This window comes from Pseudoalteromonas carrageenovora IAM 12662 (assembly GCF_900239935.1).
Classification (GTDB): domain Bacteria; phylum Pseudomonadota; class Gammaproteobacteria; order Enterobacterales; family Alteromonadaceae; genus Pseudoalteromonas; species Pseudoalteromonas carrageenovora.
Map to the genome: position 1 here is coordinate 942,489 of NZ_LT965928.1, position 23,046 is coordinate 965,534.

The window sequence follows — 23,046 nt, forward strand, 5'->3', positions numbered from 1 at the left end:
TATATAAAATATTAAAGCCGCTGTTTAGCGGCTTTTTTATGGGGTACTAATTAGATTAAGATTTAAAAAACTGCATTGATTTAGTTAAGTCATCAGATAGCTGACTGAGTTGCTGTGCGTCTTGCAGTGTAGATTGCGCAGAGAGAAGAGTTTGATCTGCTAAGTTACTTACTTCTTGCGAATCGCTTAATGCTTGTGTGGTTGCGTTAGATTGCTCTTTAACGCGAAGCGCTATTTCCTCGCCTTGGTGTTTTATATCGCCCATGCTTTGCTCTGCACTTTGTAAAACATCGTTTGTTTCGGTGGCGGCTTTTACCGATTGTTCCATCTTCTGGACACTTGAGCGCATTTTTTGTTGTGTATCGTCAGAAGCTTGTTGGAGTGAGCTAATAATTTGGTGAATTTCTTGCGTTTGGGTTTGTGTACGCTGTGCAAGGGTTCTTACTTCATCAGCTACCACGGCAAAACCACGGCCATGTTCACCGGCTCGTGCGGCCTCTATTGCTGCGTTTAGGGCTAATAAATTAGTTTGATCGGCTATTTCGCTAATGCCTTTACTTACTTTACTAATTTCTTGGCTATCTTGAGCGAGTCTATCTAAGGCTTGTTGGCTTTCGGTAAACTCAACTTGAAGGTCTTGCATGTATTTGGCAAGTTCCATGGTGTTGTTAGAGCCTTGCTTTACATGCTGCGCTGCATCTTGTGCTGTTAACATCGCTTGATTAGCAGAGTCTTCAACACTTAGCGCACTTTGCTCCATATTACTCAGTGCATCATGAATCGCGTTTACGCGTACTTGCTGCTTTTCAACATCGTTACTCGTTTGGCTACTTGCCTGAGAAAGCGATTTAGTGGCGCCACATAGTTCCACAGTACTTGCTTTTACATTCTCTAAAAGTTTTGAAAAGGCATTAAGGAGTGCATTATATCGTGCTGCGATAATATCCATTTCATCATTAGTACTTGAGTTGATAACAGCATTTAAGTCGCCATTTGCTGCTCTTTGCGCAGCTTCGGCAAAGCGATTAATGGTATCGACCACTGCAAAGTAAAAACCTATCATCAAGTAAAACGCAAAGAGTAAACTTACGACAGATGCTGCTAGTACAAGGTTTCTGATCCATTGTTGTGTTTGAAGTTTATTTTCAATAAGGGTTTCAAGGGTAGGAATACTTTTATCAACAAGTTTGCTAATACTGTTGTGCACTTGGTTTGTTAATTGAGTGAATTCGGCTTGCGTTAGCAGTATATCGTCAGGCTCAAGTAGTTTTTTATCAATAGCTGTTTTGAATGCCTCAACTGCACTGTGTAAATTAGTGAGTGAGGGCGTTAGTGCTTTATTAACCGATTTATCTGCATTCGTTGCCACACTCAATATTTTATCAAGCTGCAGCTCGTATAAAGGTAAAGATTTACTTAAATTAGAAAGGGCGATAAACGTATCTGGCGTAAAGCGATTACTTGCCAATACCGTATTTGCACTTTGTGCTGTCGCATTTATTTGCATTATAAGTGCAGGAATTGGTGTTACTAAGGAGCGATTTACATAGGCACTTGCAAGTTGGTTATCAAGCGCTAAGTTAGATTGAATAGATACAAGTGCAAGTACTTCATCAGCTTGGTCGTCATTTATGTTAAAGCCTAGGGCGCGCGCTACTTTAATATTTTTAATGGTATCGCCTTGCATCTGGTTTGAAAGTATTGCTCTGTAGCCTTTTAAGCCTTGTTGCTGCATTTTTGAAACGGCAATACTTTCACTTAATAACGACACTAAAAAAAATAGGCTTAAGGCAAGAGGTAGTAATAGTATTCCAAACATCAGGCTTATTTTTGTTTTATATTTTAAATTTGCCATAAGCTGAATTGCAGCGGAGGCAAATTGGCGTAATCCTGACATAAGACTCTCTTATTTTTTGTAAAGGGGGATGAAGATATATAGACCTTGTTACGTTTAATTATCATTCATTTATATTACTTTACAAATAAAAAAAGCCCTTTCGGGCTTTTTTCAATCTTTAGTCTTAATATTATAGGTAAAACAAGCGTTTAATATTTATATTATCCTAAAGTTTAGCAAATGAGCGTTCAGCTGCTTCAATGGTTGCTTGTACTTCTTGCTCTGTATGCGCTGCACACACAAAGCCTGCTTCAAATGCAGAAGGTGCTAGGTAAACACCTTCTTCAAGCATTAAGTGGAAAAAGCGCTTAAATCGTTCTAAATCACATTCTGTTGCTTGCTGGTAAGTTGTCACTTTTTCAGCATCAGTGAAGAAAAAGCCATACATGCCGCCAGCATAGTTAGTTGTTAATGGAATACCCGCTTTTTTAGCCCCTGCTTCAAAGCCTTCACAAATTGCTTTAGAAATTGCTTCAAGCTTATCGTGTAAGCCAGGCTCACTTAATAGCTCAAGTGATTTTAAACCAGCAGCCATTGCGATAGGATTACCAGAAAGAGTACCCGCCTGGTAAACAGGGCCTACCGGCGCAATGTAATCCATTATTTCGGTTTTACCGCCAAATGCGCCAACAGGCATGCCGCCGCCAATGACTTTACCTAAACATGTTAAGTCAGGTTTTATGTTGTAATACGCTTGTGCGCCACCTAATGCAACACGAAAGCCCGTCATTACTTCGTCAAAAATAAGCACTGACTTGTATTCATCACATACTGCGCGTAGGCCTTCTAAAAAACCCTCAACAGGTGGAATACAGTTCATGTTGCCCGCTACTGGCTCAACAATAATACAGGCAATTTCGTCTGCGTATTTCTCAAAAATAGCTTTTACTTCATCAAGGTTATTAAACGATACTGTTAGCGTGTGCTTAGCAAAGTCTTCAGGAATACCTGGTGAATTTGGCACGCCCATTGTTAAAGCACCTGAGCCCGCTTTTACTAATAATGAGTCAGCATGGCCGTGGTAACAACCTTCAAATTTTAGGATTTTGTCACGATTAGTAAAACCACGCGCTAAACGAATTGCGCTCATAGTGGCTTCGGTACCCGAGCTTACCATACGTACTTTTTCGATTGATGGGACAAGCTCTTTTACTTTTTCAGCCATTAAAATTTCAGCTTCGGTAGGTGCACCGTAGCTTAAGCCGTTTTCTACAGCTTCGTGTACAGCTTGTTTTATAGCTGGGTGGTTATGACCCATGATCATTGGGCCCCACGAACCTACATAATCGATATAACGGTTACCATCGGCATCAAAAGTAAAGGCACCTTCGGCTTTAGTGATAAATAGTGGCGTGCCGCCTACACCGTTAAATGCACGTACAGGTGAATTTACGCCACCAGGAATTGAAGTTTGTGCACGATTAAATAAATCTTGGCTAATTGTCATGAAAAATCCTATAAATTGTCGCTTGGTAAAAGTGTTTAGCTGTCGCGTTTGCGGCTAAACCAAGGTACGTCTACTTCATATTGCTCGACTTTGTTTTCTACGCCGAGTGTTAAAGCAAACAGTGCCATACGAATTAATACGCCATTTTGTACTTGGCGGAATATTGCTAAATTGTCGTTACTATTTAAGTCGTTATCAAGCTCGTTAGCTTCTAAACGGCTATCACGTGGCAGCGGATGCATCAGTACAGAGTTTGGCTTACAGTGCGAATTATAAATAGATTGGCTTATTCTAAAACCACCACGGTATTTATTTGCCTCCTCTTGTGAAGGAAAACGCTCTTCTTGAATACGTGTTTGGTAAACGATATCGGCTGCTAGATTGCCTTCCATTTTGTTTACTAGCTCAATTTTGTGGCCTGCATTTTCTACGGCATCTAAAATACTCGTTGGCATTTGCAAGCCGTCTGGCGCTACCATCGAAAACTTTACGTTTTTGTAATGGCACAATAGTTTTGATAATGAATGCACTGTACGGCCATATTTTAAATCGCCCACAAGGGCTATATGCATGCCATCAATATTTTGATCAAAGCGATTTAGCTCACGCTCAATAGTTAGTAAGTCGAGCAAAGCTTGAGTAGGGTGCTCGTTAGGACCATCACCACCATTAATTACTGGTACGGTACAACCGTCTGCAAACTCGCTAACAGAGCCTGCATCAGGATGGCGCATAGCGACGGCATCAGCGTATGCTGAAATAACGCGAGCTGTGTCGTAAAGCGATTCACCTTTTGCAAGTGCAGAGCTTTGCATGCCGGTTGTTTCGCGTACACCTCCACCAAGTAAATTAAAGGCGGTGCCGAAACTTACGCGTGTTCGCGTGCTTGGTTCAAAAAACAAATTCGCTAAAATAGCGCCTTCAAGCACTGTTGTTTGCTTTTGCTTTTTAGCATAAGGCTCCATTTTTTTTGCTACTGCAAAAATACGTTCAATGCAGTCTCTGTCTAGTTGATTTACCGACAGTATATGCTCACCTTGGAAACTTAACATGGGGTTATTCCTAATCAATCAAAAGGGCGCGATAATCCAAAAAAATGGGGCACGCAATCGCGCGTGTTATAACAAATATTGTAAATTGCGGCGCAGTTTACCATGCACCGAAACGCTTATAAATTAGGTTTTATTACCGCAAGAGCAACAATAATAAGTAGCGCGATAACCGGGAGCTCGTTAAAAATACGATAAAACCGATCTGTTTTAGTATTTCTATCGTGTTTAAAGTCGCTTAGTAATTTAAAACAGTAACCATGATAAATATATAAAATGATAACGAGGACTAGTTTATAGTGCAGCCACATGCTGTATCTAAACCATTCTCGGCCATATTCTACAATGGTGAGCACACCAAAAACGGCCGTTAAAATGGCAAATGGCGTTACAAAAAAGAGTAACCGACGCTCCATCACTTTAAGCATAGAGTTACAGGCTTTTTCTTCGCTCATTGCGTGGTACACAAATAGCCGTGGTAAATAAAAAATACCGGCAAACCAGGCAATCATAAAAAAAATGTGCAGTGTTTTATAAATTAATAAAGCGCTCATAAAATTCCTAACTGTTTAAAGTAAGCTGTTACGAATGGTTAAAATATTATTTATTTGATCCCAGCGTAATAAGCCCATGATTTGTTGGTTATCTAATAAGTTGTAGACGTAAAGTGCACCGCTACGCTTGTCTTTTAAAATATCAAAGGCATCAGCTAGGGTTGCTTGGCTACTTATACCTTGCAGGCTAATGTAGTTAATATTTATGGTTTGGTCAGACATAAGCGTTAAATCATACTCAGCAAGTCGGTAGCCATTTTCTTCGTCAAACACTATTAGTGGTGTTTGGCTGTCCATAGCATCTAGAGTGTTTTTTATCTGTTCTTTATCGTCTGAGTACAGCAGCTTAAAGTCTTCATCCATATCATCCATTATGCCTACTTTTTGAAGTGCTTCAGTAGCTGGGGATACATGATAGGGCAATCCTTGAAAATCCAATTGCTGTAAAAATATAGAGCGATTACCAAAAAATTGCAGGGCAGTTACATAAGCAGTCGTAATCACTATCATTGCTGGGACTATTATTTCAGGCGAAGAGGTAAGTTCCATTACTGTCGTTAAAGCCGCAAGGGGAGCGTGCAGTGTCGCGGCTAATAAACCAGCCATACCTAAAACACCATACGTACCAGCAATATCAGTACCTGGGCTTATATACTGAGCTAAAAACGCCATTAGTGTACCAATGAGTACCCCAAGCCCAATTACTGGGCCAATTAAGCCGCCAGGAATACCCAAGCCAATAGCAAATAGTGTGGCCAATAATTTAGCGATTAAAATAGTCGTTAGCAGCTTTACGTTATCAGGAGATTCAACTGCAATGGTAATTGCACTCATACCAGAGCCCATAGCGTGAGGTACTGCGTATGCTATTAAGCTCGCAATGCAACCTGCAATTAATAAACGAGGGAACATGCTTAAAGGTTTAAATGTTTTAATAATTAACATTAAATTTTGATTAAAGCTAAACGCAATAGCACCTAGGGCCATTCCGCATAAAATTAAGTATGGATAATGCCAGCCACTTAGCGGTGCTATTGTAATAAGCGCAAGCTCTGAGCCTTCGCCAAACACAAACTGTGTAGCTAGTGCGCCTGTTACGGCTGCTAACATAATAGGTACGAATATATGCACCTTATATTCACGAAGTACCACTTCCATAACAAAAATAACAGCAGCAAGCGGGGTGTTAAATGAGGCCGCAATACCCGCAGCAACACCACAGCCGCTCAATGTACGCATAGCATTATGGGGTAAATGAAGTTTATCGGCCAATATGCTCGCGCCAGTAGCACCCATGTGTACAGAGGGGCCTTCGCGGCCCACTGAAAAACCACTAATAAGTGCAAGCGCGCCACCAACAAATTGGTTTACCGTGTTGTATAGCGGCATTTGCCCGTAGTGACGTTTAATACGGTGAATAACAAACGGAATACCTAAACGGTAATGCTTAAAACCTGTAAGTGCTGCAAATATAGCAATAAGTAGCGCTGCAATTAAAGGCATTAATACACGTTCAAGCGTAGGTAAGGTTGTAAAGTTGTCTGGGGTTTCTAAAAATAAGCTTTGAAAAAACAGAATAGTTAAGCGAAATAAAATGATAAAAAATGCAGCAATTAATCCGGCACTTACGCCTAATAGGCATAATTGTACGGATGTTTTTGGTTTTGCTAATCGACGCCTGAGCCGCTCAAGCCACATGCTGTATTCTCCGCCACATTTTTTCAGCGAACATTTTAGCAAAAGAGTTCAGCTAAGTCCTTGTGATTTTGAAATTTTTGTAACTTATATTAACAATCATTACTGTGTATGGTCTTACACTTAGCAAAAGCAAAATAGTTTCGAAATATACAAAATATTTAGCTTGTTAAACTGTATAACTTAGATGAAAGAGTTGTTTTACTATACTTGATTAAAACACTCGGGTATTAGATAATCACGCCATTGCGATATTGAGGGTTTTAAAATGTCTGAAGAATTACCAATTAAGTTCAGCGATGCAGCTGCTGTACGTGTAAAACAGTTAATCGACGAAGAAGAAAATCCAGAGCTAAAACTACGTGTTTATGTAACAGGTGGTGGTTGTTCAGGTTTTCAATATGGTTTTACCTTTGATGAAAAAGCGAACCCTGGCGATTTAGAAATTGTTAAAAATGGTGTAACGCTGGTTATTGACCCTATGAGTATTCAATACTTAGTAGATGGTGAAGTTGATTACACTGAAGGGTTAGAAGGCGCACGCTTTTTTGTATCTAACCCCAATGCAACAACAACCTGTGGTTGTGGTGCAAGCTTTAGCGTTTAATTAACTGCACGTTTATATATTAAAGCCGCATTTGCGGCTTTTTTAATGCCTACAATTCACTCGGGCTGTATTCGGTGATTTGCATTATGAATATAAAAAAAGCCAGTACAAAAGCCGAAAAACCTAATATATACATGAACCCTTTTTTACCTTGTTTAATAGGTACGCCGTTTTGTCGTAGGAAAAAGTACCATCCTAAACACAGTACAATAGGTAATAAAAACAAAAGTCTGAACATTATTTAACCTTTATTAACGCTAATTATTGCTTAATCATAAACATGTAACGATAAAATTGTTATAAAAAATATTTTTATTTTTTTAATATAAAAAGTAAATTTATTAATATTTTTGCATACTTAGAGTTAATATTCAGCGTTTATAAATATTGGTCAGTGGTTAAATCTGTACCGAGTATGTAATTAGTTATTTAACCAAAGTGTTAATAGTATATAATGTATCCAAGAATGAGACGGGCAAAATTTCATTCCTAATAATAATATGTACCACGTTTGTAGCGTAGTGTTTTTAGCTATGTGGGTGGGAGTAGCAACAAGTGCTTTATAAAGCGATAGCTTGCTATTGAAGTAAAAATAAGTGCGGCTGCTTACTTGCCTACAGCTATTGATAGACTACTGCTTTAACGGGTAAGTCAAATCATCTAGTAGGAGATGTAAAATGATGGGCAAAACAGTTTCTTCTGAAGAAAATGCAAAGCTAACAAAGTGGCTTAAAAGTAAGCGCCACGAAAAAGGTCATACAATGCGAAGCCTAGCGCAAGTGCTTGGAACGCCTCACTCGTTTATCGGCAAAATTGAAAACCAAGAGCGCCGTTTAGATGTTATTGAGTTTGTTCGCTATTGTACTGCCTTAGAAGTTGATCCACATGAAGCTTTAAGCTTATTAAAAGTAGATTAACTGAATCATTGCTTAGTACACTTTAAGGGGCACTTGAAAGTGCTAAGCAATATGTTAATGCAGGGATGCATTAAATATTTTTATGATAATTCTTCTCAAGCTCGTACAATTTATGCCTAATAAGATATAAAAATATCAACGACGGTATAACCATTAAAGCTGTTAAAACAAAAAACAGCGCCCAATTTCCTAATAGCCAATCATCAATAACCACACCACTGTAACTAGAAAGCAGCGTGCGGCCTAAATTACCAAGTGAAGCTAATAATGCATAGTGTGTTGCACTAAAAGCACGATCGCACAGCATTGATATAAACGCGACCATAGCAACTAGTGACCAAGCCTGCGTAAAACCGTCAATCACTATAGCAAATGCATATAGCCCTAGATTTGGCCCTACAAGCGCAATAGCTGAAAATGCTAAATTAGAGGCCGCCATAGCAATGCCACTTATAAATAGCCCCTTAACAATGCCATATTTTTGATTAAACAAGCTGCCTACAAACGTAAAGGCGATGGTTAAAACTGCCGTGCCTACTTTCGAAAAAGTAGCTATATCACTATTGCTAAAGCCTATTTCTTTATAAAAAACAATAGACATGCGTCCTAAGAACGCTTCGCCAATTTTAAATAAAAATATAAACGCCAGTAGCGCGAGGGCTGTTTTAACCCCATTTTTAGCAAAAAAGGTTTTAAATGGGTCTATTACTGTTACGCCAAGCCAAGCAATAACTTTGGTAAAAGGTGTTTGTTTTATATTGGCGAGTTTTTCTATGTATACACGTTCAAGCTCTGCATGAACGGCTTCTCGGTTTGATTTTGGCTCTTTAGCAAATAGCACCCCGCTCATTAGTAGCAACATTACAACTGCTAAAAAATAATACACTTGTGGCCAATCTAAAGAGGGAATATCGGCCATATAAAAAGGAATGGCACCTAATAACGCGTAGCCTGTCCACCAACCCGATGTAGCCATGGCTGCAGCAGCAGTGGCTTTGTGCGATTCGTTTTCGTTTAGGGTATCTATTCTAAATGCATCAATGGCGATGTCTTGGGTCGCTGAGGCTACAGCGATTAGTAAACATATGCCCGCCGCAATTGCTAAATTAGCTTTTAAATCAAGGCCAGCTAACATCACCGTGCCAATGAACATAAAGCTTTGGCAAAATAGAATCCAACTGCGCCTTTGACCTAACCATTTATATAAAAAGGGGAGTTTTGAGCGGTCTATTAGAGGTGACCATAAAAAGTTGATGCTGTAAGCGCCAAAAACAATACCAAATAGGCCAATCATACTGCGGCTCAAGCCTTCATCTTTTAGCCACGCCGACATAACAGAGCCAATTAAAACCCACGGGAAACCACTACTCATACCAAATATAAAAATATTGATTAAGCGCTTATCTTTAAAATAAGAAAAGTATTCGCTAACAGAGAGAGATTTGCTCATAAGGCCTTCATTGGCGGTTGGGTGCAACTTGGCTGCACCTCATTAATTATAATGGTACTTGCTCAAGCACTTTAATATTTAAAATAACAACAGGTTTTTTAGGCACAAAATCGTAACCAATTTTTTCATTAAAATCAGTTTCAACTGCCATAATTTTATCAAGAGTTTCGTAGCCTTCCATAACATTACCAAAAACTGCAAAACCCCAATCTTTGCCAGGGTTTAAGTGATCGTTATTGTCCATGTTAAAAAAGAACTGACGAGTGCCTGAGTGAGGTTCGCGATCTTGATACGCCATAGCAATGCTATACATATCGTTTTTCATGCCGTTACCGCTTTCGTTAAATATAGGGTCGTTTTCGTGAAGACCGTCGTAATCTTTGTCATAGCCACCACCTTGAATAACAAAGTCACGGTCGTTTTCTACATCGCGCTCTATACGATGAAAAACACTCCCTTGGTAGCTTTTATCAGATACGTACGTTAAAAAGTTATTTACCGTAATAGGTGCTCTAGAGCGATCAAGTTCAACCACTATGCTGCCCATTGAAGTGACAATTTCAACGCGCGGAAAAATGTTATCTTTTTGCACAAAGCGGCCTTCTTGGGCTGCATAGCTACTTACACTTACAAATAGGCTTAAGCAGATTAAAAAAAGTCGTTTCATAGTTAACCTTCTAAAAATTCTATTAATTCGGGGTCAGATACAATGCGGGTAATAATCTGTTCAGTCAACTTATTGAGCTGACCTTCAATTTTTGCACGTTCGTGACTAAGTGGGCCTTCAAGGTTTGCACTTCCTCGATATACCTTACTAAAATTGCTAGTAGAGCGGATCACACGTACACCAAGCTCTATAGTCGCTTCACTGGTATGGCTCATTAATTTTTCAGTTACAACGGCTTGCAGCGCATGAATGTCGACTTCAAAGCGCACTGTGGCTAAGTTAGATATACTTGCACCGTTTCGATTAAGGGCGCTATCTAAAACACTTTTAACTGAGTCAGTTAAACCTTGGCTTGCAAAGGTTTTAGTTTTGTCAGATTCAATGAGTTTAAGTGTTGATGTATCGCCACGTAAATCAATTACACTAGTACTTAAGCTGCTATCTATAGTACTAATTTGGCCATTTTTATACACAGGGTTAAGTATTACTTGGCCTGGTTGCTTTGCGCAACCGGCAAGTATAAGTAGTGCGCAGCACGTGACTATAGTGTGTGTTAATTTCATTTATAGCATTCCACTATTTTTAGTTGCACTTAAAACGACAAACTTTTTGTTTGAACCTAATAACTTACAGTTACCAAACATGCGGTTTAACTTGTCATGATAATCTAAATGACGATTACCAATAATACGCAGCTCACCACCTTCTTTTAGCGTGTCTTTTGCTTGTTTAAACATTTGCCAAGCTATGTGATCGGTAACAGCTTGAGCTTGATGAAATGGAGGATTACATAAAACCATATCCACACTGTCTCTTTCAAAACCGGTTAAACAGTCATTTTCAATAAATTCGCAGTTATCAAATTTATCACCTTGGTTAAGCTCTACATTTAACCTTGCAGATTCCACAGCCATGTATGACTCATCAACAAACGTAACCGATGCGTTAGGGCAACGAGATAGTGTCATTAAACCAACCACACCATTACCACAGCCTAAGTCAATAATGCTTTTAGCTTTGGGGGTTTGTGGCAAATAATTAAAAAAGAATCGCGCACCTATATCTAACGAATCACGCGAAAACACATTGGCATGGTTCGTTATATTAAATTCTGTGCCTTCAAGTTCCCACGTTACAGGGAAATCAGCCGCTTTATAACCACCTTTAGCAGTGCTTAAGATTAGGCGTGACTTTTTAACCGCCAAACTTGTTTTCGTTTCACCAATATATTGCTCAAAAGCCTTTATTGTTGAATTATGAATTTCTTTTGTTTTACCTGCAGCAATAACAGGTGTACCTGGCGTTAGCACTTCGCTTAATTCACTAAGCTGAAACTGTAAAAATCCAACATTACGAGGAATTTTAATAAGTACTAAATCAACACCTTCTGGCAAAGCAGACAAGCTATCAAGCTGTGTAAATTCTGCTGTAGATAGCTTGTTTTCTTTTAAATTGTAAGCCGCAGCTTGGTGGCTAATATAAGAATCGTTAACTGAACAAACCGTTAATTGATTAAAATAACAAGCAAGTGCGCCAAAGCTATCATTCAAAATAAGCAAAGAGCGACATTCAGGGTGATGTTCGTTAACATAATTGATAAGGTACTCATCGGCAGAATCCCACGCTTGTAAACTGCGGTTTTTTTGATCCAAAGGGAAGCGTTCAAGAGTAAAGGTTTTATCGCCTAGCTGGGCTTGCGTCGTCATAATGGTTGTTGATCAGTAATCTAATGTAGGTAAATTCTAACATGCAACGGCAAAACGCCAACCCCCAACAGTTACCAAATGGCTTTTCTTATCAAAGTAGGGCACTTAGTGCACAAAAAAGCCTCGATCTGTTTTATTATCTTCAAAAAAATTTACACTGGCAGCAACCGAATGTAACTGTTTACGGTAAAACAGGGCCTATCCCTCGGTTGCAATGTTTTATGAGCGATTTAAATATTGAATACGGCTATTCGCATAGTAAACAAATAGTAGAACCATGGAATGACATACTTTTAAATATGCGCAAACGCCTAGAGCGTCATTTAAATAAGCCACTTAACTCGTTATTAGTTAATTATTACAGAGATGGAAACGATACAATGGGTTGGCATAGCGATGACGAAATAGAACTTGGCTCAGAGCCTACTATTGTTTGTATATCGCTTGGTGCTGAGCGAATATTAAAGCTCAAACAAAAAGCGACTAATAAAGTGACCGATTTAAAGCTTCATAGTGGCAGTTGCTTAGTGATGAGTGGACATAGTCAGCGCGATTATCAACACGCGATACCAAAGCAAACAACACTTGCACATCCACGAATTAGTCTAACTTATCGATTTATTGAGCACATTAAGCAAAAGCAATTTAGTTAGTTAAATTAAGTTGTTATAGTGAGTTAATAAACTAGCTATATAAAATGGTCTTTTATGTCTATGCAGCAACAAATTCAAGAAAAAATCAGCAGTGCTATCGCGTGTAAGCATTTAAATGTAATAAACGAAAGCCATATGCACAGCAAAGGTACTGAATCACACTTTAAAGTAATAGTAGTGAGTGAAGATTTTGCAGGTAAGCGTTTGTTACAACGCCATCGCCAAATTAATGAAATATTAAAAGATGAATTAGCGAATCATATACATGCACTCGCTATTCATACCTACACACCTGATGAATTTACAGAGCACGGCGGCGAAGCCCCTGACTCTCCTAATTGTTTAGGCGGCTCAAAGCTTGACTAAGAAAAATGTAAATTAATTATAATAAATAGAGTCTTTGGTCGGTATTTAACTGATCAGATCAGTGTTTTTAGTATTAGCCTTTAAACTAGCGCTAATTTTTATAGTAAAAGATATAGGATGATCAATGGTCATTAAGCCAAAAATTCGTGGATTTATCTGCACTAACGCACACCCAGCAGGTTGTGCAGAGCATGTTCAAGAACAAATTAACTATGTAAAACAACAAGGCGCATTAAAAAGTGCACCAAAAAATGTACTAGTTATTGGCGCATCAACAGGCTACGGCTTGGCATCGCGTATTACAGCTGCGTTTGGTGGTGGTGCTAAAACATTAGGTATCTTCTTTGAAAAAGAGGGTACAGATCGTAAAACAGGTTCTGCTGGTTGGTATAATACAGCGGCATTCCAAAACGCTGCTGATGAAGCAGGCCTTTGGTCAAAAAATATTAATGGCGATGCGTTCTCTAACGAAATTAAGCAAAAAGCAATCGACACCATCAAAGCCGATTTAGGTAAAATAGACTGCATTATTTACAGCCTTGCATCACCTCGTCGTACGGATCCAAACACGGGTGAAGTGTTTTCTTCTACCCTTAAGCCAATTGGCAGTGCCGTTACTACTAAAAACCTAAATACATCAAAGCGTGAAATTGATGAAATTACGGTAGAAGCAGCAAACCAAGAAGATATCGACAACACCATTAAAGTAATGGGTGGTGAAGATTGGGAAATGTGGATTGACGCTTTAAAAGAAGCAGATGTACTTGCTGATAACTTTAAAACGACTGCTTATACTTATATTGGTAAAGAGTTAACGTGGCCAATTTACGGACACGCTACGATTGGTAAAGCAAAAGAAGACTTAGATCGTGCTACCGCGGCTATAAAAGCGTCAACTAAAGCGCTAAATGGTGAAGCGTATGTTTCATCACTTAATGCAGTAGTAACTCAAGCAAGTTCTGCTATTCCTATTATGCCTTTATATATTTCAGCTCTATTTAAAGTAATGAAAGCTGATGGCACTTACGAAGGAACTATTGAGCAAATTCACGCATTATTTAGTGAAAACCTTTATGGTGAAACGCCGCGCTTTGATGAGGGCGGTCACTTATTCCAAAATTACAAAGAGCTAGAGGACGATGTGCAAGCGCGTGTTCAAGCTGTATGGGATAGTGTAGATACAAGCTCAATTGATGAGCTAACTGACTATGTTGGTTACCATAACGAGTTTTTACGCTTATTTGGTTTTGGTTTTGACGGTGTTGATTACGATCAAGACGTAGACTCAGTTAAGCCAATCGCAAATATGGTTGATTAATCATACTTTGTAATTATAAAAAGTCGCATTCGCGGCTTTTTTTGTATGCGATGGTTTGTTAATTGAGCAGTTAAATAATGGACTATACTTGCTCAGGCTACCACTTTGGTCTAACTTGATTTTTATTAAAATCACTTAACAAAACCAAATAAGTGTTTCTGTCGTATAATTTTCATAAATACACTCGCATAGTCGTCCAAAATGATGTTAAAATCTGGGCAATATGTGATGAGTTTTACTACGTTGCTTGTTTGATAAACCGAGCAAGCTGCTCTTTTGCACCTTGATATAACTTGGAATAACTCAAATGGCGACGTGGTTGATACGATTTTTCAGTTTCTTTCCTTTAATGTAATGCAAGTGCGTATGATCAACATAAAAAAAGGTCTGGATTTACCCTTAGAGGGCGCGCCACAGCAAGTTATACATGACGGTTCTGCTGTCAAACGTGTAGCTGTGCTTGGCGAAGAGTTTATCGGTATGCGTCCAACCATGCATGTTCGTGTGGATGACCAAGTCAAAAAAGGCCAAGTTCTTTTTGAAGATAAAAAGAACCCAGGCGTCCTATTTACTGCTCCAGCTTCTGGCACAGTAAAAGAAATAAATCGTGGTGCTAAACGTGTGCTGCAATCTGTTGTTATTGAAGTAGCAGGCAGTGAGCAAATCACCTTTGACTCTTTCAGTGCAGATGAGCTTTCGAGCTTAGATCGTGAAAAAGCCAAAGAAGTACTTATCCAGTCAGGTCAGTGGACGGCACTTCGTGTTCGCCCATTTAGCAAAGTAGCGGCTGTGGATGAAAATCCTAGTTCTATTTTTGTGACCGCAATCGACACAAACCCATTAGCTGCAGATCCTGCAGTGATTATTGCCGAAAATGCAGCTGCATTTGAAGCGGGTCTTGCTGTTGTTTCGCGTTTGACCGATGGTAAAGTATTTGTGTGTAAAAAAGCAGGCAGCCAAGTTCCTAGCTCATCTATCGCTCAAGTAGAAGTACATGAGTTTGGTGGTGTGCATCCGGCTGGCCTCGTTGGCACTCATATCCATCATCTTGATGCTGTATCTGTTAGCAAAAAAGTGTGGCACATTGGTTACCAAGACGTTATTGCGTTTGGTCACTTGTTCCTTACTGGTGAAATTAACGCAGACCGTGTTATTTCGCTTGCAGGTCCTCGCGTTAAAAACCCACGTTTAGTGAAAACACAACTAGGTGCTTCATTGGATGACTTAGTAGCTGGTGAATTAGAAGACGGAGATAACCGCGTTATTTCTGGTTCTGTTTTATCGGGTTCTATTTCAAACGGTGTTCATGCATTCTTAGGTCGTTACCACGTTCAAGTATCAGTTTTACTTGAAGGTCGCGAAAAAGAATTGTTTGGCTGGATTGCACCAGGTAGTAATAAATTCTCTGTAACGCGTACATTCCTTTCTCACCTTGCACCGAGTCGTTTATTTAAAATGACAACGTCTACAGGTGGTTCAAAACGTGCCATGGTACCAATTGGTAGCTACGAGCGCGTAATGCCGTTAGATATTTTGCCAACTCTATTATTACGTGACTTAATCGCACGTGACTTAGACAGTGCAATTTCATTAGGCGCGCTTGAACTTGATGAAGAAGATTTAGCGTTATGTACCTTCGTTTGTCCAGGCAAATACGAGTATGGTTCTATCCTGCGCGATTGCTTAACTACGATCGAGAAGGAAGGCTAGAGAGATGGGTTTAAAAAAATATCTAGAAGATATCGAGCCGAATTTTGAAGCCGGTGGTAAATATGAAAAGTTCTACGCTCTGTATGAAGCAGCAGCAACAATTTTTTATACACCAGGCTATGTAAATAAAGGCGCGACACACGTACGCGATAACATCGACCTAAAACGTATGATGATTTTAGTGTGGATGGCGACGTTCCCAGCTATGTTTTTTGGTATGTTCAATATCGGTCATCAGGCCGCAGGTGCTTTAGCACAAGGTTTTGAACTAGCAAATTCTTGGCAGGTTGGTCTGTTCCAGTTATTTGGTGGTGAATTAACTGCTGAATCAGGCTGGGGCGCTAAAATGTTCTACGGAGCATGTTTCTTCTTACCTATCTACGCAGTAACGTTTGCGGTAGGTGGTTTTTGGGAAGTTATATTTGCTTCAGTGCGTAAACATGAAATTAACGAAGGTTTCTTCGTAACGTCTGTTTTATTTGCACTGATACTGCCTGCAACAATTCCTTTATGGCAAGTTGCGTTAGGTATTACGTTTGGTGTTGTAATCGCTAAAGAAATCTTTGGTGGTACTGGCCGTAACTTCTTAAACCCTGCTTTAGCGGGCCGTGCATTTTTATTCTTCGCATACCCAGCTCAAATTTCAGGTGACACAGTATGGACAGCAGTAGATTCTTTCTCTGGTGCAACTATGCTAGGCCAAGCGTTTGCTGGCACACTTGATTATGCAAACATGGAATTATGGTGGAATGCGTTTTACGGTTTCATTCAAGGTTCTGTAGGTGAAACATCTACACTTGCATTATTAGTAGGTGGTTTGTTCTTAATATACGTTCGTATCGCTTCTTGGCGCATCGTACTAGGTGTATTCCTAGGTATGGTAGCAACTGCATTTTTATTAAATGCTGTTGGCTCAGAAAATAACCCAGTATTTGCAATGCCTTGGCATTGGCATTTAGTACTAGGTGGATTTGCGTTCGGTATGTTCTTTATGGCTACTGACCCTGTTTCTGCTGCATTTACCGATAAAGGTAAGTTCGCTTACGGCGCGCTTATTGGCTTTATGGTAGTTATGATCCGTGTTGTGAACCCTGCTTTCCCAGAAGGTATGATGCTAGCAATCTTATTTGCTAACTTATTCGCTCCATTGTTCGATCACTTTGTAGTGCAAGCTAATATTAAGCGGAGGTTGGCACGTAATGTCTAGTAATAACGAATCAATCGGCAAAACGTTAACGGTTGTTGTAGCACTATGTTTAGTGTGTGCAATCATTGTATCGTTTGCTTCTGTACAGCTTCGTCCTTTACAGCAAGCTAATAAAAACAAAGATATTCAAAGCAATATCTTAGCTGCTGCGGGCATCGATAAAGTTGAAAATGTGTTAGAAACATTTGACGCTAAAATCGAAGCACGTGTTGTAAACATGACTACGGGTGAGTTTGTAGATACAGACCCAACAATCTTCGATTTTGAAAAAAGCAAATATGATGCTGAATTAAGCGTTTCTCTTAAAGAGAAAGGCGTAACAGACATTGCTGGTATTCAACGTGTGACTAAAGAGTCGCCGGTGTATATCTCTAAAAAAGAAGATGGTTCAGTTGATGCAATCATTCTTCCTATCCAAGGCTACGGCTTATGGGGCTTAATGTATGGTTTTATCTCGCTTGAAAGCGATGGTGAAACTGTTAAAGGTATTATCTTTTACAAGCATAATGAAACCCCTGGTCTTGGTGGCGAAATTCAAAACCCACAGTGGACTGCTACATGGGAAGGCAAAGAACTGCCAATTCAAATTGTTAAAGGTACTGCAGGCGGTGATGAGCATAAGATCGATGGTCTTTCAGGTGCTACATTAACGTCTAACGGTGTTGACAATGCAGTTGACTTTTGGACTGGTGAAAATGGCTTTGGCCCTTTCCTTGCAAAAGTACGTAAAGGAGCATTGAAATAATGGCTGATACTAAAGAAATGAAGGCGGTCCTGTTTGGTCCGGTTTTAGCTAACAACCCAATCGCACTACAAGTACTTGGTATTTGTTCTGCGCTAGCGGTAACGTCTAGCTTAAAAAATGCGTTAATCATGTCAATCGCATTGACATTAGTAACTGCATTTTCGAGCTTCTTTATCTCGCTTATTCGTAATCAGATCCCATCATCTGTACGTATCATCGTACAAATGACAATTATTGCATCATTGGTAATCGTTGTTGACCAAGTATTACAAGCATTCTCTTACGCTACGGCAAAAGAGCTTTCTGTATTCGTTGGTCTAATTATTACTAACTGTATCGTAATGGGTCGTGCTGAAGCATACGCGATGAAATCGCCACCACTTATGTCATTCCTTGACGGTATTGGTAATGGCTTAGGCTACTCTGTAGTACTTCTTACTGTTGGCTTTATTCGTGAGCTATTTGGTAAGGGTTCACTATTCGGTGTTGATATTATCCCATTAGTACAAGATGGCGGTTGGTATCAGCCTATGGGTCTATTGATTTTACCACCGAGTGCATTCTTCATCATTGGTTTATTCATTTGGGTACTTCGTACCTTTAAGAAAGACCAAGTAGAAGCTAAAGCGTAAGGGGCAAACAGTGGAACATTATATTAGTTTATTTGTAAAAGCCGTTTTTATTGAGAACTTAGCGTTGTCATTCTTCTTAGGCATGTGTACTTTTTTAGCAGTATCTAAAAAAGTAACTACATCGATTGGCCTAGGTATAGCGGTTATAGTTGTATTAGGTATTTCAGTACCAGTTAACAACTTGGTTTACCATGCGGTACTTGCACCAGGCTCACTAGCTTGGTTAGGTTACCCAGATGCAGACCTTAGCTTTTTACGTTTCTTAACTTTCATCGGTGTTATTGCAGCACTTGTGCAAATTTTGGAAATGGCATTAGATAAGTTTTTCCCTGCACTATACAACGCATTAGGTATCTTCTTACCACTTATCACAGTTAACTGTGCAATATTTGGTGCGGTATCATTCATGGTTGAGCGTAACTATAACTTCGGCGAGTCTGTTGTTTATGGTATTGGCGCTGGTGTTGGTTGGGCGCTTGCAATTACTTTACTTGCAGGTATCCGTGAGAAAATGAAATATTCAGACGTGCCAGACGGCCTACGTGGTTTAGGTATTACCTTCATCACTGTTGGTTTAATGGGACTTGGCTTTATGTCATTCTCTGGTATTTCACTGTAAAGGTAGCGAGGATAAATCATGGATTATCAGATTTTCTTAGGCGTTGGTGTTTTCATCGCTATCGTTGTACTACTAGTTTTAGTGATCATTGGTGCTAAATCTAAGTTAGTTGCGAGCGGTGACATCATCATCAGCATTAATGGCGACCCAGACAAAGCCATTAAAACATCAGCAGGTAGTAAGCTTTTAGGCGCGCTATCTGAGTCAGGTATTTTCGTATCATCTGCATGTGGTGGCGGTGGCTCTTGTGGTCAGTGTCGTGTTCACATTAAAGAAGGTGGCGGCGATATCTTACCAACTGAACTTGATCACATTTCTAAAGGTGAAGCCCGTGAAGGCTGTCGTTTAGCGTGTCAGGTAAATGTTAAAAACGACATGGAAATTGAACTTGAAGAGTCAATTTTCGGTGTTAAGAAGTGGGATTGTGAAGTTATCTCTAATGATAACAAAGCAACGTTCATTAAAGAACTTAAGCTGCAAATTCCAGATGGCGAGTCAGTGCCTTTCCGTGCGGGTGGTTACATCCAAATAGAAGCACCTGCTCACCACGTTAAATACTCTGAATTTGAAATTCCTGAAGAGTATCGTGGCGATTGGAACCACTTTGGTTTCTTCGACCTGGAGTCAAAAGTAGACGAAGAGACTATTCGTGCTTACTCAATGGCTAACTACCCGGAAGAAGAAGGCATAATCATGCTTAACGTGCGTATCGCTACGCCTCCACCAAGAAACCTTAGCTTGCCTTGTGGTAAAATGTCATCGTACATTTGGTCACTAACAAAAGGCGACAAGGTAACTATTTCTGGTCCGTTTGGTGAGTTCTTCGCTAAAGAAACTGACGCAGAAATGATTTTTGTTGGTGGTGGTGCTGGTATGGCTCCAATGCGTTCACATATCTTTGACCAACTTAAACGTTTGAACTCTAAACGTAAGATGAGCTTTTGGTATGGTGCACGTTCTGAGCGTGAAATGTTCTACGTTGAAGATTTTGACGGCCTAGCGGCTGAAAACCCTAACTTCGTATGGCATACTGCACTTTCAGATCCACAGCCTGAAGATAACTGGGAAGGCTATACAGGCTTTATCCATAACGTGTTATTTGAGAACTATCTTAAAGATCACGAAGCGCCAGAAGATTGTGAGTACTACATGTGTGGTCCTCCAATGATGAACGCGGCAGTTATCACAATGCTTAAAGATTTAGGTGTAGAAGACGAAAATATCTTATTAGATGATTTCGGTGGCTAACACCCATACCAAAACACATTAGTTTTGGTTAAAATACCAGCCTCGTTGCACTTAGTGTTACGAGGCTTTTTTTATTCTTTATTTTATAAGTAGGCTTTCATGAATCGAGTGGGTACATTTCAAAGCTTTATAGCTTTATTTTTAATTACATTGACTTTATTACTCACTGGTTGTGGCGAAAAGCCAGTACCAGAAGGTGTTTTTTTAGAGGGTAGAACAATGGGCACTACTTATCATATTAAGTTTTATGATGAGCAAGCGCAGTTATCATCTAAAGTATTACAAACACAAATAGACGACGTGCTAAAAAATGTAAACCAGTCAATGTCTACTTATATTGACGACTCTGAAATAAACACATTTAACAGGCTTCCTGCAAATCAAGTTATGCCTATCAGTGAAGACTTTAGAGCTGTAATAAGTGAATCAATTCGCTTAGGTAAATCAACCAACACGCTTGATGTAACAATGGGCCCACTTATTGATTTATGGGGTTTTGGCCCTGATAAAAAACCGACTAATCGCCCAAGCGACACTGAACTTACAAAAATGGTCGAAAAAATAGGTGTTGATAAACTTATTTTAAATGAGCAAGGCTTAAGTAAAACTGTTGATGGATTAGAACTGTCATTTTCGGCTACTGCTAAAGGCTATGGTATTGATAAAGTAGCGCAGCTATTAGAAAGCCACAGTATTACTAATTATATGGTTGAGATTGGCGGTGAGCTTCGTATTAGTGGCGAAAAACCTAATAACCAAGATTGGAAAATTGCTATTGAGCAACCAGATGCAAAGCCTGGCGAGCGTAAAGTGCACCGTGTTCTATCGCCTGGCACCAACGGTATTGCTACATCGGGTGATTATCGTATTTTTTATGAGATGGATGGTGAGATTTATACCCATCTAATTGATCCGGTAACAGGTATGCCAATTAAACACGATTTAGTATCGGTTACTGTATTACACCCAAGTGCAATGACTGCTGATGGTCTAGCGACAGCGCTTACTGTAATGGGAATGGATAAAGCACAAGCATATGCTGAGCAACATGATTTACCCGTTTATCTAATAGCTAAATCACAAGAAGGGCTAATAACGTATTCAAGCCCTGCATTTAAGCCATACTTGTAATATAATTAATCTTAATTTAGGTTGGTTTAAGTTTAGAGTAATATTCTAACCTAATTTTTAGAATAGACTTTACTCGCATCTAAATTGTATTTTAGTGTATAATTTAGCAGTCGCTCAAGAATGCTTGAGCATAATTTATTGCTGATCAATAGGGGCTAAGCAATGTCACTTTTTCTTCTTACTTTTGGCTTACTAATTTTAATAGTTTCGGCGATGGCCGTTGGTATGATCGTGCAAAAAAAATCGATGGCAAGTAGCTGTGGTGGTCTAGGCTCTGTAGGTATTGATAAAGCCTGTGATTGTGATGACCCATGCGATAAACGTAAAAACCGCATGGCTAAAGAGCAAGCCTGGAAAGAAAATCAAATTATTTAAATTTGTAAAATAACCATATCAATTTTATTAAAAGCGCTTTTAAAGCGCTTTTTTTGTGCCTGCTATTTGTGTATGCATTTAGCTTCTAAATAAACACAACCTTAATGTATTAGACCAAAGTCTATAAGTTAGTTTTTTTCATCCATTAGGTTTATTTTTCTCGTTTGTCAAATTGGAGCTAACACTCTAAAGTTTAACCATAGACACAGAGCAAGGCTCTAGTCATAAGCTTGAGGCATAAGTTAGCCTCGCTCAAAAGAATCTTTATATTGTGTGTGAAGATGTTGTCAGTGTGAAAGGCAACTCAAGTTCGGTGGTGACTTAGCTTGAGTTGTTTTTATTCCCTACAATTGCCGCGCAGTGTAAACCAAGAATCTTTATATTGTGTGTGAAGATGTTGTCAGTGTGAAAGGCAACTCAAGTTCGGTGGTGACTTAGCTTGAGTTGTTTTTATTCCCTACAATTGCTGCGCAGTGTAAACCAAGAATCTTTATATTGTGTGTGAAGATGTTGTCAGTGTGAAAGGCAACTCAAGTTCGGTGGTGACTTAGCTTGAGTTGTTTTTATTCCCTACAATTGCCACGCAGTGTAAACCAAGAATCTTTATATTGTGTGTGAAGATGTTGTCAGTGTGAAAGGCAACTCAAGTTCGGTGGTGACTTAGCTTGAGTTGTTTTTATTCCCTACAATTGCCGCTCAGTGTAAACCAAGAATCTTTATATTGTGTGTGAAGATGTTGTCAGTGTGAAAGGCGGCTCAATTTCGGTGGTGACTGAATTTGGGCTGTTTTTATTTGTACTCCTTTATTTTTAACCTCATTAATATCCTTATCTCTACTCCTCAAGTCTCTTAAATATCAAATATCTATAAGCTAAACCTTTATTTTCTATTGTGTTATTTTTTATTAACAAAATAGCTTCTAAAGCTTAACTCAAAAAATATGTTTTTTAGTTGAACAGAATATTCTCTTTGTTATACTCACATTCGAACTTTCAGTAAGTTTTGAAAGTTTAATTGATACGGATCAATTTCCACTAGGTCAATTTGTGCTAG

Annotated in this window: 23 protein-coding genes; 13 read left to right on the forward strand and 10 right to left on the reverse strand. The window is 39.2% G+C overall.

Features of this window, described 5'->3' with window-relative positions; translation table 11 throughout:
• Positions 1 to 55: 55 nt before the first annotated feature.
• From ALFOR1_RS04315 to ALFOR1_RS04335, 5 genes are all read right to left on the reverse strand, one after another.
• Positions 56 to 1,897, reverse strand: coding sequence for a methyl-accepting chemotaxis protein (locus ALFOR1_RS04315; protein ID WP_104642177.1), 1,842 nt, complete (start codon positions 1,895 to 1,897; stop codon positions 56 to 58).
• A 166-nt stretch (positions 1,898 to 2,063) separates the two neighbouring features.
• A complete protein-coding gene (gene hemL, locus ALFOR1_RS04320; RefSeq protein WP_058547252.1) occupies positions 2,064 to 3,344 on the reverse strand; it encodes a glutamate-1-semialdehyde 2,1-aminomutase in 1,281 nt (426 codons plus the stop codon).
• 35 nt (positions 3,345 to 3,379) lie between these two features.
• Complete coding sequence (locus ALFOR1_RS04325) at positions 3,380 to 4,396, reverse strand: aspartate carbamoyltransferase (RefSeq protein ID WP_058547253.1); 1,017 nt, start codon at positions 4,394 to 4,396, stop codon at positions 3,380 to 3,382.
• 116 nt (positions 4,397 to 4,512) lie between these two features.
• Positions 4,513 to 4,947 carry a CopD family protein gene (locus tag ALFOR1_RS04330; protein WP_058547254.1) on the reverse strand — a complete coding sequence of 145 codons (435 nt, stop codon included), beginning with the start codon at positions 4,945 to 4,947 and terminating at the stop codon, positions 4,513 to 4,515.
• 15 nt (positions 4,948 to 4,962) lie between these two features.
• Positions 4,963 to 6,645 carry a chloride channel protein gene (locus tag ALFOR1_RS04335; RefSeq protein WP_058547255.1) on the reverse strand — a complete coding sequence of 561 codons (1,683 nt, stop codon included), beginning with the start codon at positions 6,643 to 6,645 and terminating at the stop codon, positions 4,963 to 4,965.
• A gap of 265 nt (positions 6,646 to 6,910) precedes the next feature.
• Between ALFOR1_RS04335 and erpA the strand changes: the two genes are divergently transcribed.
• Complete coding sequence (erpA, locus tag ALFOR1_RS04340) at positions 6,911 to 7,249, forward strand: iron-sulfur cluster insertion protein ErpA (protein ID WP_008169708.1); 339 nt, start codon at positions 6,911 to 6,913, stop codon at positions 7,247 to 7,249.
• Positions 7,250 to 7,298: 49 nt separating this feature from the next.
• On the opposite strand, the gene ALFOR1_RS20440 is transcribed toward erpA, so the two are convergent.
• The gene (locus ALFOR1_RS20440) at positions 7,299 to 7,487 is read right to left on the reverse strand and encodes a hypothetical protein (RefSeq protein ID WP_058547256.1); all 189 of its coding nucleotides are present in this window, start codon (positions 7,485 to 7,487) and stop codon (positions 7,299 to 7,301) included.
• A 439-nt stretch (positions 7,488 to 7,926) separates the two neighbouring features.
• Between ALFOR1_RS20440 and ALFOR1_RS04345 the strand changes: the two genes are divergently transcribed.
• Complete coding sequence (locus tag ALFOR1_RS04345; RefSeq protein WP_007584874.1) at positions 7,927 to 8,166, forward strand: helix-turn-helix domain-containing protein; 240 nt, start codon at positions 7,927 to 7,929, stop codon at positions 8,164 to 8,166.
• 70 nt (positions 8,167 to 8,236) lie between these two features.
• Here ALFOR1_RS04345 and ALFOR1_RS04350 read toward each other — a convergent pair whose 3' ends face one another.
• The 4 genes from ALFOR1_RS04350 to ALFOR1_RS04365 are packed head-to-tail and all read right to left on the reverse strand — an operon-like array spanning position 8,237 to position 11,989.
• The gene (locus ALFOR1_RS04350; protein ID WP_058547524.1) at positions 8,237 to 9,616 is read right to left on the reverse strand and encodes an AmpG family muropeptide MFS transporter; all 1,380 of its coding nucleotides are present in this window, start codon (positions 9,614 to 9,616) and stop codon (positions 8,237 to 8,239) included.
• Between the two features lie 46 nt (positions 9,617 to 9,662).
• Complete coding sequence (locus tag ALFOR1_RS04355) at positions 9,663 to 10,283, reverse strand: peptidylprolyl isomerase (protein WP_058547257.1); 621 nt, start codon at positions 10,281 to 10,283, stop codon at positions 9,663 to 9,665.
• 2 nt (positions 10,284 to 10,285) lie between these two features.
• A complete protein-coding gene (locus ALFOR1_RS04360) occupies positions 10,286 to 10,846 on the reverse strand; it encodes a YajG family lipoprotein (protein WP_058547258.1) in 561 nt (186 codons plus the stop codon).
• Positions 10,847 to 11,989: a methyltransferase gene (locus ALFOR1_RS04365; protein WP_058547259.1), complete on the reverse strand. Its 1,143-nt coding sequence runs from the start codon at positions 11,987 to 11,989 to the stop codon at positions 10,847 to 10,849.
• Between the two features lie 41 nt (positions 11,990 to 12,030).
• Here ALFOR1_RS04365 and ALFOR1_RS04370 point away from each other — a divergent pair, with 41 nt between their 5' ends.
• From ALFOR1_RS04370 to nqrM, 11 genes are all read left to right on the forward strand, one after another.
• A complete protein-coding gene (locus ALFOR1_RS04370) occupies positions 12,031 to 12,642 on the forward strand; it encodes an alpha-ketoglutarate-dependent dioxygenase AlkB family protein (protein ID WP_104642178.1) in 612 nt (203 codons plus the stop codon).
• 54 nt (positions 12,643 to 12,696) lie between these two features.
• Positions 12,697 to 13,008, forward strand: a complete 312-nt coding sequence (locus ALFOR1_RS04375; protein WP_058547261.1) for a BolA family protein — start codon at positions 12,697 to 12,699, stop codon at positions 13,006 to 13,008.
• A 124-nt stretch (positions 13,009 to 13,132) separates the two neighbouring features.
• Positions 13,133 to 14,326, forward strand: coding sequence for an enoyl-ACP reductase FabV (gene fabV / locus ALFOR1_RS04380; RefSeq protein WP_104642179.1), 1,194 nt, complete (start codon positions 13,133 to 13,135; stop codon positions 14,324 to 14,326).
• Between the two features lie 366 nt (positions 14,327 to 14,692).
• Positions 14,693 to 16,036: a Na(+)-translocating NADH-quinone reductase subunit A gene (locus ALFOR1_RS04385; RefSeq protein ID WP_058547263.1), complete on the forward strand. Its 1,344-nt coding sequence runs from the start codon at positions 14,693 to 14,695 to the stop codon at positions 16,034 to 16,036.
• A gap of 4 nt (positions 16,037 to 16,040) precedes the next feature.
• Positions 16,041 to 17,243 (forward strand): NADH:ubiquinone reductase (Na(+)-transporting) subunit B, encoded by a 1,203-nt coding sequence (locus ALFOR1_RS04390; RefSeq protein WP_058547264.1) that lies wholly within the window; start codon positions 16,041 to 16,043, stop codon positions 17,241 to 17,243.
• The gene (locus ALFOR1_RS04395) at positions 17,236 to 17,988 is read left to right on the forward strand and encodes a Na(+)-translocating NADH-quinone reductase subunit C (protein WP_058547265.1); all 753 of its coding nucleotides are present in this window, start codon (positions 17,236 to 17,238) and stop codon (positions 17,986 to 17,988) included. Before ALFOR1_RS04390 ends, ALFOR1_RS04395 begins: the two co-directional genes overlap by 8 nt.
• Positions 17,988 to 18,620 carry an NADH:ubiquinone reductase (Na(+)-transporting) subunit D gene (locus ALFOR1_RS04400; protein ID WP_058547266.1) on the forward strand — a complete coding sequence of 211 codons (633 nt, stop codon included), beginning with the start codon at positions 17,988 to 17,990 and terminating at the stop codon, positions 18,618 to 18,620. The genes ALFOR1_RS04395 and ALFOR1_RS04400 overlap by 1 nt, the downstream gene beginning before the upstream one ends.
• A gap of 10 nt (positions 18,621 to 18,630) precedes the next feature.
• Entirely contained in the window at positions 18,631 to 19,239 is a 609-nt protein-coding gene (gene nqrE, locus ALFOR1_RS04405; protein WP_058547267.1) for an NADH:ubiquinone reductase (Na(+)-transporting) subunit E, read from the forward strand.
• Positions 19,240 to 19,257: 18 nt separating this feature from the next.
• On the forward strand, positions 19,258 to 20,487 hold the full coding sequence (gene nqrF / locus ALFOR1_RS04410) for an NADH:ubiquinone reductase (Na(+)-transporting) subunit F (protein ID WP_058547268.1): 1,230 nt from the start codon (positions 19,258 to 19,260) through the stop codon (positions 20,485 to 20,487).
• A 99-nt stretch (positions 20,488 to 20,586) separates the two neighbouring features.
• Positions 20,587 to 21,618 (forward strand): FAD:protein FMN transferase, encoded by a 1,032-nt coding sequence (locus ALFOR1_RS04415; RefSeq protein WP_058547269.1) that lies wholly within the window; start codon positions 20,587 to 20,589, stop codon positions 21,616 to 21,618.
• Positions 21,619 to 21,780: 162 nt separating this feature from the next.
• Positions 21,781 to 21,993 carry a (Na+)-NQR maturation NqrM gene (gene nqrM, locus ALFOR1_RS04420; RefSeq protein ID WP_058547270.1) on the forward strand — a complete coding sequence of 71 codons (213 nt, stop codon included), beginning with the start codon at positions 21,781 to 21,783 and terminating at the stop codon, positions 21,991 to 21,993.
• Positions 21,994 to 23,046: the final 1,053 nt, after the last annotated feature.